The sequence below is a fragment of the Sorangium sp. So ce1504 genome (assembly GCF_051521635.1).
Taxonomy (GTDB): Bacteria; Myxococcota_A; Polyangia; order Polyangiales; family Polyangiaceae; genus Sorangium; species Sorangium cellulosum_B.
This window is the reverse complement of sequence record NZ_CP150365.1, coordinates 1,275,895-1,291,548: the sequence shown is the minus strand read 5'-3', so window position 1 is coordinate 1,291,548 and position 15,654 is coordinate 1,275,895. Positions and strand designations below refer to the sequence as shown.

Here is a 15,654-nt window from a genome sequence, read left to right as displayed (position 1 = left end):
TCCGCGCCACGCTTGTCCTCGGCGTGGCGCGCTGCAATAATCCATTCTCCTTGCCCACGTCCTGTACGGAGATGCCATGAGCAAGAAGCGACTCGTCTCTGCCGGCGCATTTCTCGTCGCGCTGGGCGCCATGTTCATCCCCATCGAGGGCACGGCGCCGGCCGCGACCGGCCCCATCGCGAAGGCCGGCTCGCTCGATCTGTCCGGCTTCGCGAGCGCCCGGCCCGATACCCCGCTGGATCTCCTGTTCATCCATCACTCGTGCGGCGGCCAGCTCCTCACGGAGACGGGCGCCGAGAAGGAGAAGGCGTCGTGCGTCTACGAGGCGCACCCGAACGGAGGCGGGCTCAAGAAGAAGCTCACGGAGCAGAGCTACCGCGTCCACGAGGCCTCCTACGGCAGCGAGATCGGCGAGAAGACCGACCTCTTCGACTGGGCGCCCAAGTTCCGCGACAAGATGGACAAGGTGCTCCGGGTCGCGCTGAACGACCAGATGCACCCGGACGGCGTGGTGAACCGGATCGTCGTCTTCAAGTCCTGTTATCCCAACAACCGCTTCGTCGGCGAGGGCTCCGCCCCCGGCAACCCGGCCGGCCCGGAGCTCACCGTCTGGAACGCGAAGGCCACGCTGACGTCCATCCTGCCCGACCTCGCGAAGCGGAAGGACACGCTGTTCGTCTACGTCACCGCCCCCGCCAACGTCCTCAAACGCTCGAAGGAGCCCGCCTGGAAGTGGACCGCGAAGCGGCTCCTCGGGAAGCCCTCCGACGCCGAGATCGCGCAGCGCCAGGCGGATCTCGCCCGCTCGTTCAACAACTGGGTCAAGTCGCCCGACGGCTGGCTCAGCGGCTATCCGGAGAAGAACGTCGTCGTCTTCGACTACTACGACGTGCTCACGAACAAGGGCGAGTCCAACTTCTCCCTGCACGGCTCGGAGGGGAACACCGACAACCACCCCTCGAGCGCGGGCAACGCGAGGGCCGCGGATGAGTTCGTCCCGTTCCTGAACCAGGCCGTGCGCCGCGTGGGCCTCAGCACGTAGCGTCGAGGGCCCGGAAACCACGCCGGAGGGAGCGAGCGCAAGTCGCTTGACGCGAGCCGCGATCCTCCGGAACGTCCCCCACCACCCGAACGGCGTCTCCGCCGAGGACCCTCGACATGCTCGCGCTCCCCGGGGTCATCCTTCTCATCGTCTTCATCTACGGCAGGCCTCAGGAGTGGGACGAGCGCTTCGAGAGCCTGCCGTTCCTGTACCTCTGGCTCGGCCTCGCCTTCATGGGCATGGGCCTCGACCTCGCGATGGGCAAGGTCAGGCTGAAGGCGACCCCGCAGCTCCGGTGGGCCATCGTCGTCTACTCCTGGTGCGTGCTCACGCTGGGCTTCCGGAACCCCGCCGAGTTCACCGAGGGGTTCGTCTCGATCAGCGTGACGTTCGTCCTCTTCTTCCTGATCGGGCACAGCCCCGACGGCTTCAAAGGGTTCCAGAAGCTCGCCGCCACGGTGCTCATCATGGGTCTCTTCGTGGCGGGCGTCGCGATCCACCAGGGGTTCTCCTCGTTTCAGTGCCTGGCGATGACGCAGACCATCGGAGGCTCGCGCGGCGAGGCGGGCATCCCCGACGGCCGCTCCTGCGAGCTCCGCGTGGACTGCCGCGAGGGGCCGGGCGCCGATCCCGAGGTCGAGTACCTGTGCGAGCGCGTCGGCCTCTTCAAGACGTCGACGATCAACGGCCGCGTGCGCTGGCGCGGCGTGCTCCAGGATCCGAACGAGCTCGCGCTCACGGCGGGCATCGTGCTGCCGTTCAGCTTCGCGATGTTCGAGCAGAAGCGCTCCTTCACGCGCGCGCTCATGGTCTTCGGCTCGCTCCTCCTCATCGCGACCGCGATCATCCTCACGCAGTCCCGGGGCGGCCAGCTCGTCTTCGCGACGGTGCTGGGCGTCTACTTCGTCAAGAAGTACGGCATCCGCGGCGCGATCTTCGGCGCGATCTGCGCGGCGCCGCTCATGATGCTCGGCGGCCGCGGCGGGGGCGAGGCGGATGAGTCAGCGAACGAGCGCACGGAGATCCTGGGCGAGGGCCTGAATATCTACCGGATGTTCCCGCTGATGGGCGCGGGCTTCCGCCAGTTCACGGAGCACCACTGGCTCACCGCGCACAACGCGTACCTCCTCGCGCTCTCGGAGCTCGGTCCGCTCGGGATGTTCGCGTGGACGGCGATGATCTACCTCACCCTCAAGATCTCGCTGGTCGCGCTCAAGCGGTACGAGCACGGCGCCCAGTTCGCGGCGATCCGCGCCTGGTCCATGGCGATCATGGCCGGGTTCTGCGGGATGATGGTCGGGATCTTCTTCCTCTCGTTCACCTACCACTACGTGCTCTGGATCTACTTCGGCCTGGCGGGTGCGCTGTATTCCGCCATCAGGAGCGTCGATCCGAACTTCTCGATCCGGCTCGAGAAGCGCGACGTCTACCGGCTCATCCTGGCCGATCTCGCCCTGGTGCTCGTGATCGTCGTGCTCAGCAAGAGGGGTTAGTACAGCCGCGGGAAGTTGCCCCGGTTCAGCGCCATGACGCACGGAGCATCGCGGCCGCGACGCCCGCGCCGGGCCGGGGCCCGCTCAGCGCCCGAGGCCGAGGACCATCACGAGCGGCGTCTTCACGATGATCGAGAGCTCCATCTGCAGGAACGTCGAGAGCTTCTCGAGCGACGCGGCGTACGCGAGATCGAAGAGCAGCTTCATCCGCATGTCGTCGGCCTCGGCCCCCTCCGCCTCCTCGAGGCCGAACGGGTTCGTCAGCGTCGCCTCGAACGCGGCGACCTCGCTCTCCGCCGGAGCGCGTCCGGTATACCCGAGCGACACCTGCGCGAGCCCCGTGATGCCCGGCTTGATGTCGCGCATCCGCTCCTCGAAGAAGGGAATGGCGAGCGCGAGGTTGACGAGCAGCTCGGGGCGCTCGGGGCGCGGCCCCACGATGCTCATGTCGCCCATGAGCACGCTCCAGAACTGCGGGATCTCATCGAGGCGCGTCTTGCGCAGGAAGCGGCCGACCCGGGTGATGCGCGGGTCGTCCTGCTGGGCGAGCACGGCCCCCGTCAACTTCTCGGCATCCACGCGCATGGAACGAAATTTGCGCATGTGGAATTCGACGAACCGCGGGTAGGCCACGCCGTCCCGCACTTCCGTGCCGATGAGCATCCCGGCACGGCGCTGCATGTAGAAGATCGGCCCGGGCGACTCGAGGTAGATAGCCGCGCCGATGAGGGGGTAGAGCGGGAGGGTCAGCGTGAGACCCACGAGCGAGCCCGCGATGTCGATCGCACGTTTCGCTACACGAACGCCAGGTGTCACTGTTTACCTTGTGGCTCCCATAGTCGAGAACGTGGTAGGGTACAAGCTCGGATGGAGGTTTGGGCGTGATCCGACTCCGCGTACCAGGTTCGTTGACCTATCGCCACCTCGCCCTCCGCGTGGTGGCGGCCGCATGCAAGATGGCCGCGCCGGGGAGGGTCGAGGGCGGGTCGCCCGGCCTCACCCAGGAGGATTTCGAGGACCAGACCGTCTCGGCGTTCGGCGAGGCGTTCAACAACATCGCGATTCACGGATACCGCGCTGGTCCGCCGGGCGACGTCGACATCGAGATCGAGTCCGACGCGGACGGCATTATCATCCGTTTGATGGACACGGGCTGCAGCTTCGATCCCGCGGCCATCGACAACCCTCCCATCGACGACCTCCCCGAGTCCGGGATGGGGCTCTTCATCATCAAGTCGTTCATGGATGAGGTCGACTACTGTCCTGGCAGTCCGAATGTCCTCCGTCTTGTGAAACGGAGGGAGGGCAGCTCGTGTATTGCCGGCGACGGGGGTGAAGGCAGCAGCGAACAAGAGCATTCCGACGCCGATTTCGCCGGGGCGACAGGGCATCGGACGAGCAGTTTTCGAATGCGGAGCGTCTCCCGTTCGGGCGCGACCCGCGCCGCAGGGGGAATCAAAATCCAATGAGTTATACGCGGACCGATAACGGCAGTGAGACGGTCGTGCAGTTCGAGGGGACCCTCGACGCAGTGACCGCACCGGAGTTCAGGACATTGGTGGACGAGCTGGTGGCCGAGAACCGGCAGAACATCACGCTCGAGCTCTCGTCCCTCCGGCTGATCGACAGCTCGGGCGTCGGCGTCATCGTCTCGCTGTTCAAGCGGGTACGGGCCAACGGCGGCCAGGTGCGCATCGTCGGGCTGAGGGATCAGCCGCGCGCGATCTTCCGCCTGCTGCGCCTCGATCGGGTGTTCCCCACGTGACGCTCGGTGGCGGCGCGCGCGCCGCCACCCCGGCCCCCCGGCCCACCCGTCGACAACGGTTGCGGTGGCAGCGCCGCGCGGCAGGTGTCGCGCGGACGGTGCAGCGCGGCTGGCGTCGCCCGGGCGGTGCCCCCTGTCGCCGTGGTGCTGGTTGCGCGTGCTGCGCGTACTGGAGGCGTGTTAGGCGTGGGGTTGCGCGCGGCGGGCACAGCCGGAGCCGGGTGCAACAAGCTGGCGCTCGGGCGTCGCACGTCTACCATAGCCAACCAGCCTGCCTGACCGGGGTGCGCGTTCTCCGGACCGGGCGGAGCAAGGCAACCTTCGAGGAGCGGGGACCATGGACAAGAAGATGAACCAGCAGCTCTCCGGGCCTACCCCGCCCCAGGAGGCGCTCGGGGCGATCCCCGCCGACGCAGCGGCGCGGCCTGCAGGTCCGCAGCCGCCCAGCGTCAGCGCGATGATCAACCGGACGCTGGCGCACTGGTACGTGGCGGTGCTGGTGGCGATCGCGGGGCTCGGGTTCACGGTGCTCGTCGTGCAGTCGAGGAAGCCCGCGTACCGCTCCGAGACCGTGATCTTCTACCGCGAGGGCGTCAAGGCGACGTACCTCGGGCCCGACGGGCCCGACCCGCTCCGCACCCTCTCCGCGCGGCTCAAGGAGACGCTGCTCGCGCGCTCCAACCTCGAGAAGGTCGTGACGGAGTTCAACCTCTTCCCCGACGTCCTCGAGAAGCGGGGCATGGTCGACGCGGTCGATCGGCTCCGCGCCAAGATCACCTTCAAGGCCCGCTCGCAGGACACCTTCGCGATCTCGGCCGAAGGAGAGACGCGCGAGCAGGCGCAGGAGGTGACGCAGCGGCTCGCGGACATCCTCGTCGAGGAGACGACCCGCATGCGCAGGTCGCAGGCGAAGCTGACGAACGAGTTCCTCGACGCCGAGCTGAAGCGCGCCGAGCAGGACGTCGAGAAGGCCGAGGCCGAGCTCGCGGCGTTCCTGGCCGAGCACCCCGAGTTCGCTACCGAGCAATCCACACCCGGCGGCTCGCAGGGCGGCGCCGCCATCCGCGAGCGGGAGCGGCGCGCCACAGGGACCGACCCGACCCTCGAGGCGCTCGAGCGGCAGGTGCCCCGCCTGCGCAGCCGGCTCACCGGCAAGCCGGAGCAGCCGGCGGCGAGCGCCGCCGGGGTGCCCTCCCCCGCGCTCACCCGGCAGCGGGATCAGGCCGAGCAAGAGCTCGCCACCGCGCGGCGGGATCTGGCCGACAAGCAGTCCCGCTTCACCGAGCAGCACCCCGACGTCCGGGCGGCGGCGGCCCGCGTGACCAACGCCGAGGCGGCGCTGCGGCGCGCCGAGCAGGCGCTCGTCCTGCCGCCGGAGCCGGTGGTGGAGGTCCCCGCGACCGACGAGGCCGAGAAGGCGAAGATCAAGTCCCAGCTCGCCGCTCTCGAGCGGGAGATCGCGGTGCGCAGGGGCGCGAAGAAGGGCAACGCGGCCGACGCGAGCGAGGCGGCGAAGCAGATCATCAACACCGAGACCGACTGGTCGCGGCTCAGCCGCGAGAAGGCGCGCGCGCAGCAGCGCCTCTCCGACCTCGAGGGCAAGTCGTTCCGCGCGGAGATCGCCGCGAGCTCGGAGCAGGGCGGCTACTCGGCGCAGATCGAGGTGCTCGACCCGGCGTACCGGCCGAGCGCGCCGTCGAGCCCGTCGCGGTTGATCATCGCCATCGGCGGGCTGTTCTTGTCCGTTGCGGCCGGCATCGCGGCCGCCGCGGCGCGTGGCATCGTGTTCGATGATCGGGTTTACGACATGGAAGATATCGATCGAATGGCGCTCGCTCCGGTGCTCGTCGTCGTTCCGCCCGCCGCGCGCGCGCCCCGAGGGCGCCGTGGCTGAGGCAGGCGGAGCTGAGCCGGGAAAGCCCCCGCCGGTCGCTTCCCTCGAGCGGGCGCTCGATCAGGTCTGCGACTTCCTGAGTCGCGCGGAGCAGACCGCGCGGGTCCGCGCCCTCGTCATCGAGGCGCGCCGGCTCCGCAACGTGGTCGGCAACTGGCGCTCGATCGCGCCGGATCCGGACGTGCGCGAGGAGATGATCGCCCGCGTCCTGCGCCTCGCGAACGACGCGGAGGACGTGGTCTCGGCGGAGCGCCCGAGCTCCAGCCAGGACGACCCGAGCGCCGCGTTCGACTCGCCGACCATCCGGCAAGATCTGCCCCCTTCGCCGCTGCAGCACCCGCAGGCGATGGGGCTGCGCCTCGGCGCCGCGCAGGCGCCGGGCGCTCACCCCGGCGCGCAGCAGCCGCTCAGGGGGCCGTCGCCAGCGACGGCGCTCTTCCTCGGGGGTCCCGCGGCGGCCCACGGAGAGCACCGCGCGCACCCGGGTACCGCGACGGTGCTCGGCATGCCCGCGCCGGCGCTGCCGCCCGGCCCCGAGCGGCAAGGCTCATCCCCCGCGATCGCGCGTGTCGCCGATCTGAGCGCGACGCTGAGCAGCCCTGGGCTCGTATCGAGCGGCGGGAGGCCGGGCAGCTCGCCAGCGCTGCCGGTGCCGATCGAGCGGGTCATCGCCTCGCCGGCGCGCGACGTGGGGGTCCGGGACGCGGGGGCGCCCCCCGGGGGAGCGCCGTCCCTCGAGCGATCGTTCAGCGGCGCGTTCCCCTCGCCTCCGTCGCTCGTCTTCGATCGCGTGGTGCCGCCCGCGGCGCGCGAGGTGACGGTGCGCGAGGTGCCGCAGCCGCATCAGCAGCCGCCGCCGCAGCAGCCGCCGCCCGAGCGGCCGATCGAGCGCTCGCTCACCAGCACGTTCAACTCGCCGCCCTCCCTGATCTTCAACCGCGTGGTGTCGACCCCGGCGCACCAGGCCGTGGACGCGAAGCTGCAGTCGCTGGATCCGACGTTCGAGGAGCCGCCGTCGCTGCACATCGAGCAGCTGCGCTCCCTGCCCACCACACCGGAGAACGCCGGGTTGCTCCCGGAGGAGTCGCTGCGCGGCCCGGGCGAGATCACCGTGCGCCCCGTGCCGATGCCGGACGCCGTGGATCCGAACATCGTGATGCTCCGCGCGCCCTACTCGCCCCAGGCCGACGCGTACCGGACGCTCCGGCGCAAGCTGCCGACGGGCTCGGGGATCACCATCGCCGTGACGAGCGCGGGGCCCGGCGAGGGCAAGACGTCGTGCGCCATCAACCTCGCGCTCGCGCTCCGCGAGACCGTCCGCGGGAAGATCCTCCTCGTCGAGGCGAACATCCGCAAGCCCGGCATCGCGAAGGCGCTGCGGTTCGAGCCCCCGAGCTGCTTCACGGAGCAGCTCCAGCGCCACGTCAACGACCGGTTCGCGCCCTGGGTCGTCGTCGATCAGGCGGCGCCCGCCGTGACGCCCGGCGACGACGGCGGCGAGTCGTCGTCGGACAGGAACGCCGCGCCGATGGGCGGCAGGTCGCCCGACGCGAGGCTCGCCCTCCAGACGCCCGTCCACATCCTGGCCGTCGATCCGCGCACGGAGCGGCCGCCGATCTTCGACGGGGTGGCGTTCTCGACCGCGATCGAGAGCCTCAAGCGCGCGGGCTACTCGTACATCATCATCGACACGCCGCCGGTGCTCGGCAGCATGGACCTGAACGTCATCGGCGACTCGGTGGACGGCGTGATCCTGACCTCGCTGGTCAAGAAGTCGACCCGCAAGGCGATCCGCCAGGCCATCGAGCAGCTCCGGCCGGCGCCCATCCTCGGTGTCGTCCTTCTCGACGCCTGAACGGCCGGCGCGCGGCGTTCGCCTCCTTGCGCCGAAAGGTCGGGGAGGCATAGCCGAGCGCCGGCTCCATTGTTACCTTGCAGCCCTCATGCGCTCCGGACGAGGTATTGCGGTCGCGGCCTTCGGCTGCGCGATCCTCACCCACCACGACGCCCGGGCGCAGGACGCAACCCTCCACGGCGTCTTCACCGGGTCGATCGGCGTCACCGACAACGTGACCTCCGCGGCCGAGCCCCCTGCCGGGCCCGGTCCCGACGCCGACGGCCTCGCGACCGCGAGCCCCGGCCTGATCTTCACCTACACGACGCCGCGGACCGCCCAGACGCTCTCCTACACGTTCTCGACGAGCCTCTTCTTCCGGCATGCGGAGGCGAGCTCGTATTCGAACGTGGCCGCGTGGACCGGCCGCTTCGTCACGTCGCCGAGGACCTCGCTGACGCTCGGGGCGTCCGGGTCGCAAGGCCAGCTCAACACGTTCCAGCTCGAGCAGACGCCGGGGACCACGACGCTCCAGGGCAACGCGGGCGGGACGACGAACTTCGTGCAGGGGTCGTTCAACGAGGGGTTCTCGTTCCAGCCCTCGCCGATCTGGTCGCTCGGGCAGGCGGCGACGTTCGCCGTCTACAACCCGCTCCTGGATCGCCCGCAGCGCACGTACAGCGTGACGAACACGCTGAACGCGAACCGAAGCTTCCGTCACGACGTCGCGGCCCTCGCGCTATCGGTCGGCTACACCCATTTCGACAACGTTCCGGTCACCGACACCGATCCCACGACCGAAGACACGTACACGTCGCGCGACCAGCTCCTCAGCACGCTCGTGGCGAGCTGGCAGCACGACCTCGGGCGTCGCTTCTCGAGCCAGCTCGACCTCGGCGGGGTCGTCGCGACGGACCTGGCGGGCGGCGCCGGGTCGCTCGTGCGCCCGAGCGGGCTCGCGGCGCTGCGCTACTTGCACGAGCGGGGCGACGCGGCCGAGCTCGCGTACACCTACGCGGCCACGCCGAACGTCTTCCTGCAGCAGATCCAGCTCTCCCATATGCTGACGCTCCGCGCCGCCGTGCCCATCCGCCCCGCCTGGCACCTGTCGGTCGAGGGCTCGGCCAGCGCGCAGCTCTCGCAGCCTCTCGAGACGAACGCGGAGGGGGATCTCGACACGGGGCCGACGACGCTCGCGGTGCTCACCGATGTCGGGCTGCTCTGGAGCCCCGTCATCCTCATCCCCGACTTCGCGCTCGCGCTCCGGTACCAGCACGCGAACCAGCGCGCCGAGGCAAGGACAGCGGAGCTCCCCGACACGCGCGTCGTCCGGAACACGCTCCTCCTGTCCGTGTCGGGCGCGTTCCCGCGGCAGATGGCGCCGGGCTCGCGCATCTTGATGACCCAGCCCTTCGGCTCGGCAGGCCCTTCCGGAACGCCGCGCCGGGAGCCGACGCCGAGCGAGCCGCTGGAGGGCGAGGCGCCGGCGTCGGCTGGCGCGGGCGACGCCGCTCGCTGAGCGCGACGGGGCGCGCTCAGGGGCTCCGCCGGGCGGCCGACCGCGGCGCGCTCAGGTGCGCCGCGCGAGGAGGAAGGCCCTGTCGTCCTCGGGCAGCTGGTCGCCGCGGAACTCCTCGAGCATGTGCGTGAGCTTGTCGGCGATCGACGCGACCGGGCGGCCAGCGCTGGTGGCGCAGAGCTTGGCGAAGCCCGTGCCGAGCGCGTGCAGGCCGAGCATCTGCTTCGACGAGTTGCGCAGCTCGGTGAGCCCGTCGGTGTACATCGCGAGCACCTCGCCCGGCGCGAGCACGCTCTGGTGCGCCTCCATCGGCACCAGGCCGACCCCGAGCGCCGGGTTGACCGCCGCCTGGAGGTGCCGCAGTCCGCCCTCCGCGGTCGCCACCAGCGCCGGCGGGTGCCCTGCGTTGACGCACTCCATGCGGCCCGTCGCGGGGTCGAGGGCGACGGCCACCATCGTGACGAACGAGTGCTCCGGCAGGTACTCGCAGAGGTAGGCGTTCAGCCGGTCCATCATGCCCGTGATCCCGCGGCCGGCGTCGACCGTCGCGCGCACCATCGTGTGGACGCTCGAGCCGATGAGCGCGGCCTGGAGCCCCTTGCCGCAGACGTCCGCCACGGCGAGCATGATGCGGCCGTCCGGCATCGGGACGATGTCCACGTAGTCGCCCCCGACCCACCGGCACGGCTCGAAGCCGAGCGCCACGTCCAGCGCCTTGAACTCCAGCCGCTTCGGGACGAAGGTCCGCTGGATCTGGTGCGCCATCTCGAGCTCGCGCTCGATCGCCGCGTGCGCCTGCGCGTGGCGCCGCGCCTCCCAGGCCGACTCGGCCTGCTGATAGACCTCCGCCGCGAGCGCGATGAGCCCGAGCCACTCGACGCTGCCGAAGTCGGGCGGCAGGGTCACGTAGAGCAGGTTCATCATCTGCTCCTCGACGCGCAGCGGACAGGCCACGACCCAGAGGGCCATGACGTCGCGCGACATCGTGAGCTCGACCGTGGCGCTGTCGCTGACCAGGTTGCCGGCCAGCACCGGCTCGCGCGTGTCCTGCACCGCCGCGAGCACGCGGCGCGAGATGTACGGCGGGGCGACGGAGTCCTCGCGCCGGAGCGACTGGAACGGGCGGTGCGGCCCGGACAGGATCGTCAGCGCGCCGTTCTGCCGGAGCCGCAGCGCGAGCGCCATGCTGCCGTGGAAGTCCTCGCGGACCATCAGCTGGCAGAGCGCGTCGAACCGATCCGTCGCGTCCTCGATGCTGAGGAGCCGCCGCGACAGGTCCATCAGGGTGAACAGGTGCTTCGCCGCGATCCGCGGAGGGTCGAGCTCGCCGAGCTTGCGGATCGCGGTCGGTTTGTCCTCCTCGAAATGGAGGCCGCCCGGGTCGATCGGCACACGAGGGGCCCGCGCCGTGAGCTGGAACTCGAGGATGTAGTCGCCGATCCCGATGCGATCGCCCGGCTTCAGCACCTTCTCGTTGATCCGCTCGTCGTTGACGAGCGTTCCGTTGGTGCTGCCGAGGTCGCGGATCCACCACCGGCCGAACGGATCGCAGAAGAGCTCCGCGTGGCGCCGTGAGACCGTGTAGTGGTCGAGCGTGAGCTGCACGCCCGGCGCCCTGCCGATGACGATGTGGGACTCGGTCAGCGGCCGTCGCGTCCCCGGGAGATCGCCGAGCCGGATCTCCAGGTGGCCCTTCCAATCCGAGCTCGACGGCGCAGGGCCCAGGCTGTCATCTGCAGGCGACATCGTTCGACCTGGCCCGACCATGGGCGGCGGCGTGGACATGGACCGTCTTTGATGGGTACCGAACCGGCGCCCTGACATCAAGGGGATGCTCGCGATTTCGCGAGCTCGGCAAGAGCTGCATCGGTTACCGTCGGTTACCGGGTTACCGGGTTACGGCGTTACGGGGTTGCCGGGTCACGAGGATACGTGGTGACGAGGATACGCGGATACAAGGTGACGCGGCTACGAGGTCGCGAGGACACGCGGAGCTCCTCGCGGTTGCCGAGGAGTCACCCAGGAGCTCCGCCGTGGCGCCCGCGCCGTGGCGTGGGCGCTACGGCGATGCCCGCGGCGCGCCGCCCACAGCGCGGGAATCGAGCGACACGCCACGGGGCCAGCGGCGACACGGCAAGGACGCCGCCGCTGGATGCCTGGTCACCAGGACCGCCGCGCTGGCGTGCGACGCCTGCCCGCGCCGCTCGGGGCGCCCTCGCCCTCCGTCAGGCCTTGACCACCTTGGGGTTCGCCGCGCGGTAGACGCCACGGGCGTCGACGATCAGGGCGGCGTGGTTCAGCACCAGATCGTAATCGACCACCGAATGGTCGGTGACGATCATGACCGCGTCGTGGCTCTTGAGCGTGTCCTCGTTGAGGGGGACGGACGAGAGCTCCGGCAGATGCGGCCAGGTGCGCATGCGCGGCAGCTTGGGGACGTGCGGGTCGTGGAAGCTCAGCACGGCCCCGAGCTTGCGCAGGAGCTCGATGATCTCGAACGCGGGGCTCTCGCGCGGGTCGTCGATGTCCTTCTTGTAGGCGACGCCGAGCAGCAGGACCTTCGTGCCCTTCATCGCCTTGCCGCGCTCGTTCAGCGCGAGCTGGAGCTTGTTGACGACGTAGTGCGGCATCTCGACGTTCACCTCGCCCGCGAGCTCGATGAACTTGGTGGACACGCCGTACTCGCGCGCCTTCCACGCGAGGTAGAACGGGTCGAGCGGGATGCAGTGGCCGCCCCAGCCCGGGCCGGGGTTGAACCGCATGAAGCCGAACGGCTTGGTCGACGCGGCGTCGAGCACCTCCCAGACGTCGATGCCCATGGCGTCGTAGACGACCTTGAGCTCGTTCACGAGGGCGATGTTGATGGCCCGGAAGATGTTCTCGGTCAGCTTCGCCGCCTCGGCCGCGCGCGCCGAGGAGACGGCCACGACGCGCGCGATCGCCTGCGAGTAGAGCGCCTGCGAGAGGACCAGCGACGCGCGATCGACGCCGCCGACGACCTTCGGGATGGTCGCGGTGCTGTGATCGCGGTTCCCCGGGTCCTCGCGCTCGGGCGAGAAGGCGAGGTAGAAATCCTGCCCCATGCGCAGGCCCGATTGCTCGAGGATGCCCTTGACGAGCTCATCGGTCGTGCCGGGATACGTGGTGGACTCGAGGACGACGAGCTGCCCCTTCCGCAGCCGCTCCTTGATCTTCTGGGCGGAGCCGACGACGTAGCTCATGTCGGGCTCCCGCTGGGCCGTCAGCGGAGTCGGGACGCAGATCAGGATGGCGTCGGGCTCGCCGAGCCGCGAGAAGTCCGCCGTCGCCTCCAATCGGCCCGTCTTGGCTGCCGCCGCGATGCGCGCGGGATCGAGGTGCTTGATGTAGCCCTTCCCCTCGCCGAGCGCGGTGACCTTCGCCGGGTCCACGTCAAAGCCCAGCACGCGGAAGCCCTTCTCGATGAACGTGAGCGCCAGCGGCAGGCCGACATAACCCATGCCGATGATGCCCACCTGGGCTTCGCGGGAGTTGATCTTGGCCAGGAAGCTCTCGACCGCAGGGGGATGCGTCTCTGCCATTTCCTATTATCTCCAGTGGTGGAGGGGAGCCGCCATGCGGATCCCGACCCAGTTTCGAAGAGAGGGGCCCGACGCTACCACAGGCCCCCCCAATTTCGCTCGAGTGTCGCGTGGGGCCCCAACGATCGGCGGGGAAAGGTGCTCCTCGTCGCGGTCCGCACGCTCGTTACGCTCGTTACGCTCGTTACGCTCGTTACGCTGGCAACGCTCGTTGCGCTCGTTGCGCGCGCTTCGCTCGTCACGCCGGGTCGGTGACATTCAGGAAACGCCTTAACGACGGCGGTGGACCGCTTCGCGGGCGAGCTGGAGGAAGTCCCGTGATGCCTGCCGCGCGATGACCAGCGCGGAAGCGACGAAGGCGAGCCCGCCGACCACCACCTCAGCGCCAAGGCGGCACCCGCGGGGCAGGTCGTGGAGCGACCGCATGCCGTAGCGAACGGCGAGCACCGCGGCGACCATGGGCACGCACGCGACGAGCGGGCGGACCAGCGGGCGCAGGAGCCGCATGTACGGGACGCCATCGGCGCGCTTGACCACCCAGAGGCTCGCCAGGGCGTGCACCCCGAACGCAACGCCGACGCCGGCGCAGGCCCAGAGGACGCCGCCGATCGTTCCGAGCAGCGCGATGCCGCCGACGATCGCGGCCACCTTGAGCCACTCCAGGACCATGATCGTCCGCGTCCGGCCGTAGACCTGCATGTACGAGGACAAGACCCAGCCGATCGGGCGCGCGACGCCGAGCGCGGACAGCACGGCGAGGAGCGGGCCGGCCGGCTCCCATGCCTCGTTGAAGAAGGTGTCGTTCAGGATCGTCGGGGCGACCGCGCCGAGGCCCACGGCGAGCGGGAAGATGAGGAGCGCGAGCAGCGTGAGCGCGCGGACGAGCGCCGCCTTGCGCTGCTCCGGCTCGAGCTTCGCGAACGACGGGACGAGCACGTCGCCGATGCGCTCGCCGACCTGGGAGGCCGGGATGTCGGCGAGGTTCCACGCGAGGTTGTAGAGCCCGCCGACTTGCTCCCCGAACAGGCGAATCATGACGAGGTTGTCCCATTTGGAAGCCCCGAAGTTCGCCAGCGACCCGAAGTTGAGCGGGATGCCGAAGGCGAACAGCTCGCGCGCCTTCTCGCCCGACAGCGGGCTCGGCGTCAGCCACTCGGAGAGCTTCACCGCCGGGACCGTGGTCACCACGCGCACGACGGCGCGCAGGAGCGTCGCCACCACGATGGCGTTCCCCCCCCAGCCGAGCACGGCGAGGGAGACGGACGCCGCGGTGTAGGTGAGCTCGCCGGCGGCGTTCCGGAGGCTCACGCTGCGGAAGCGCATCTCGCGGATGAGCAGGCGATCGGGGACGTACCAGATCCGATCGATGATCATCGCGAGAATGAGCCCTGGCATGAACTCGAGCATCCCGGGCGCGCCGACGAGGTGCACCGCGATCGGCTCCCGGAGGAGGTACACGGCGGCGATGGCGACGAGGCCCGCCACGTGGAAATAGACGGTCGCGTTGAAGACCATCTGGCGGTCGAGGTTGGGCCTCGACGCGATGAACTGGCCGGTCCCGAGGCTCGACATGAAGTGCGCCGTCATGATCACGACGGACGCTGCCGAGACCTCGCCGTACACATCCGGCGCGATGAACCGGGTGAGCACGAGGGTGCCTATCAGGCCGAGCACGCGCGAGCCGAGCCCCGTCGCGATCGTCCAGACCGCGCCGAGGACGGCCTTTCGGGCAAGCGCGGAGGAGCCGGCCACGATCAGGGCACGAAGACGGTATCGCCGGCCTTGAGCACGAGGTCCTGCTCGGGCCGCTTGCGCGAGGCGATGTCGTCGTAGTTGATGGGGATGTGCCGGAACTTGCCCGGGCTATCCATGCGGATGAGCAGGATCTGATCCGTCGAGGCGAACTGGTTGGGACCGCCGGCGAGCGCGAGCGCCTCGGAGACGGAGACGAAGTAGTTGGAGGCGAAGATGCCGGCGCGCGCGACGTTGCCGCTGACCACGAACCGGTAGCTGTTGATCCCGGTCACGGCGACGGTGATCACGGCCGTCTCGTCCTTCACGAACTCGGAGAGCCGCTTCTTCAGCTCCTCGCGCACCTGGGTCGGGGTCCTGCCGGCCACGTAGACGTCGCCGATGAGCGGCATCGTGATGACGCCATCGGCCCGGACGAGCGCCTCGCTCGACAGGTCGGCCATGCGCCAGACGTTGATCCGGATCTGGTCCCCTACCCCGATCGTGTATTCGTGCTTACGCGGGTCGTACTCCTTCGCGTAGTTCGCGGGATTGTAGACGTACGTGGGCGCGCACCCGGCGGAGAACGCGGCGAGGGCGAGCCCTGCCGCTGCCGTCAGAAGCACTCCTCGCATGAAGGACCGTTTCGTGGGACGGGCTGTGCCTTCCATGGGCGTCTGCATTGAGGAGGATGTCAGGCGGTACGGGGTTGCGATCACGCGGCGATCACGGGGCGATCACGGGGCCATGAGGTGAACTCGGCCGTACGGCGGCGCGATTCACCGAGCGGCGCCAGCATTGCAGGAAGGCCGTCCG

The 15,654-nt window shown here is 69.8% G+C and carries 12 protein-coding genes; 7 read left to right on the top strand and 5 right to left on the bottom strand.

Features of this window, described 5'->3' with window-relative positions; translation table 11 throughout:
- Nucleotides 1-76 precede the first annotated feature (76 nt).
- Together WMF39_RS04815 and WMF39_RS04810 are read left to right on the top strand one after the other, a co-directional pair.
- Nucleotides 77-1,042, top strand: coding sequence for a hypothetical protein (locus WMF39_RS04815; protein ID WP_437744367.1), 966 nt, complete (start codon nt 77-79; stop codon nt 1,040-1,042).
- A 116-nt stretch (nt 1,043-1,158) separates the two neighbouring features.
- Nucleotides 1,159-2,535: an O-antigen ligase family protein gene (locus WMF39_RS04810; RefSeq protein ID WP_437744366.1), complete on the top strand. Its 1,377-nt coding sequence runs from the start codon at nt 1,159-1,161 to the stop codon at nt 2,533-2,535.
- 84 nt (nt 2,536-2,619) lie between these two features.
- Here WMF39_RS04810 and WMF39_RS04805 read toward each other — a convergent pair whose 3' ends face one another.
- Nucleotides 2,620-3,351: a sugar transferase gene (locus tag WMF39_RS04805; RefSeq protein WP_012233516.1), complete on the bottom strand. Its 732-nt coding sequence runs from the start codon at nt 3,349-3,351 to the stop codon at nt 2,620-2,622.
- 65 nt (nt 3,352-3,416) lie between these two features.
- Between WMF39_RS04805 and WMF39_RS04800 the strand changes: the two genes are divergently transcribed.
- From WMF39_RS04800 to WMF39_RS04780, 5 genes are all read left to right on the top strand, one after another.
- The gene (locus WMF39_RS04800) at nt 3,417-4,004 is read left to right on the top strand and encodes an ATP-binding protein (RefSeq protein ID WP_437327675.1); all 588 of its coding nucleotides are present in this window, start codon (nt 3,417-3,419) and stop codon (nt 4,002-4,004) included.
- Entirely contained in the window at nt 4,001-4,300 is a 300-nt protein-coding gene (locus WMF39_RS04795; protein ID WP_012233514.1) for an STAS domain-containing protein, read from the top strand. The genes WMF39_RS04800 and WMF39_RS04795 overlap by 4 nt, the downstream gene beginning before the upstream one ends.
- Nucleotides 4,301-4,637: 337 nt before the next feature.
- Nucleotides 4,638-6,194 carry a GumC family protein gene (locus WMF39_RS04790; RefSeq protein WP_437744365.1) on the top strand — a complete coding sequence of 519 codons (1,557 nt, stop codon included), beginning with the start codon at nt 4,638-4,640 and terminating at the stop codon, nt 6,192-6,194.
- A complete protein-coding gene (locus tag WMF39_RS04785; RefSeq protein WP_437744364.1) occupies nt 6,187-8,049 on the top strand; it encodes a hypothetical protein in 1,863 nt (620 codons plus the stop codon). The genes WMF39_RS04790 and WMF39_RS04785 overlap by 8 nt, the downstream gene beginning before the upstream one ends.
- A gap of 88 nt (nt 8,050-8,137) precedes the next feature.
- Nucleotides 8,138-9,547, top strand: a complete 1,410-nt coding sequence (locus WMF39_RS04780) for a hypothetical protein (protein ID WP_437744363.1) — start codon at nt 8,138-8,140, stop codon at nt 9,545-9,547.
- Between the two features lie 51 nt (nt 9,548-9,598).
- Here the strand turns inward: WMF39_RS04780 and WMF39_RS04775 are convergent, their stop codons facing one another.
- The 4 genes from WMF39_RS04775 to WMF39_RS04760 form a co-directional block, all read right to left on the bottom strand.
- Nucleotides 9,599-11,293, bottom strand: coding sequence for a SpoIIE family protein phosphatase (locus WMF39_RS04775; protein WP_437549743.1), 1,695 nt, complete (start codon nt 11,291-11,293; stop codon nt 9,599-9,601).
- A 479-nt stretch (nt 11,294-11,772) separates the two neighbouring features.
- Nucleotides 11,773-13,107 carry a nucleotide sugar dehydrogenase gene (locus tag WMF39_RS04770; RefSeq protein ID WP_437744362.1) on the bottom strand — a complete coding sequence of 445 codons (1,335 nt, stop codon included), beginning with the start codon at nt 13,105-13,107 and terminating at the stop codon, nt 11,773-11,775.
- Nucleotides 13,108-13,377: 270 nt separating this feature from the next.
- Nucleotides 13,378-14,859: an oligosaccharide flippase family protein gene (locus WMF39_RS04765; RefSeq protein WP_437744361.1), complete on the bottom strand. Its 1,482-nt coding sequence runs from the start codon at nt 14,857-14,859 to the stop codon at nt 13,378-13,380.
- A 2-nt stretch (nt 14,860-14,861) separates the two neighbouring features.
- Nucleotides 14,862-15,473, bottom strand: coding sequence for a polysaccharide biosynthesis/export family protein (locus WMF39_RS04760; protein ID WP_437744360.1), 612 nt, complete (start codon nt 15,471-15,473; stop codon nt 14,862-14,864).
- Nucleotides 15,474-15,654: the final 181 nt, after the last annotated feature.

What these genes read in the sequence shown, in the direction of transcription:
- WMF39_RS04775 (WP_437549743.1), bottom strand. Translation starts at nt 11,293, where the DNA reads ATGTCGCCTGCAGATGACAGCCTGGGCCCTGCGCCGTCGAGCTCGGAT.
- WMF39_RS04760 (WP_437744360.1), bottom strand. Translation starts at nt 15,473, where the DNA reads ATGCGAGGAGTGCTTCTGACGGCAGCGGCAGGGCTCGCCCTCGCCGCG.
- WMF39_RS04795 (WP_012233514.1), top strand. Translation starts at nt 4,001, where the DNA reads ATGAGTTATACGCGGACCGATAACGGCAGTGAGACGGTCGTGCAGTTC.
- WMF39_RS04810 (WP_437744366.1), top strand. Translation starts at nt 1,159, where the DNA reads ATGCTCGCGCTCCCCGGGGTCATCCTTCTCATCGTCTTCATCTACGGC.
- WMF39_RS04780 (WP_437744363.1), top strand. Translation starts at nt 8,138, where the DNA reads ATGCGCTCCGGACGAGGTATTGCGGTCGCGGCCTTCGGCTGCGCGATC.
- WMF39_RS04815 (WP_437744367.1), top strand. Translation starts at nt 77, where the DNA reads ATGAGCAAGAAGCGACTCGTCTCTGCCGGCGCATTTCTCGTCGCGCTG.
- WMF39_RS04770 (WP_437744362.1), bottom strand. Translation starts at nt 13,107, where the DNA reads ATGGCAGAGACGCATCCCCCTGCGGTCGAGAGCTTCCTGGCCAAGATC.
- WMF39_RS04790 (WP_437744365.1), top strand. Translation starts at nt 4,638, where the DNA reads ATGGACAAGAAGATGAACCAGCAGCTCTCCGGGCCTACCCCGCCCCAG.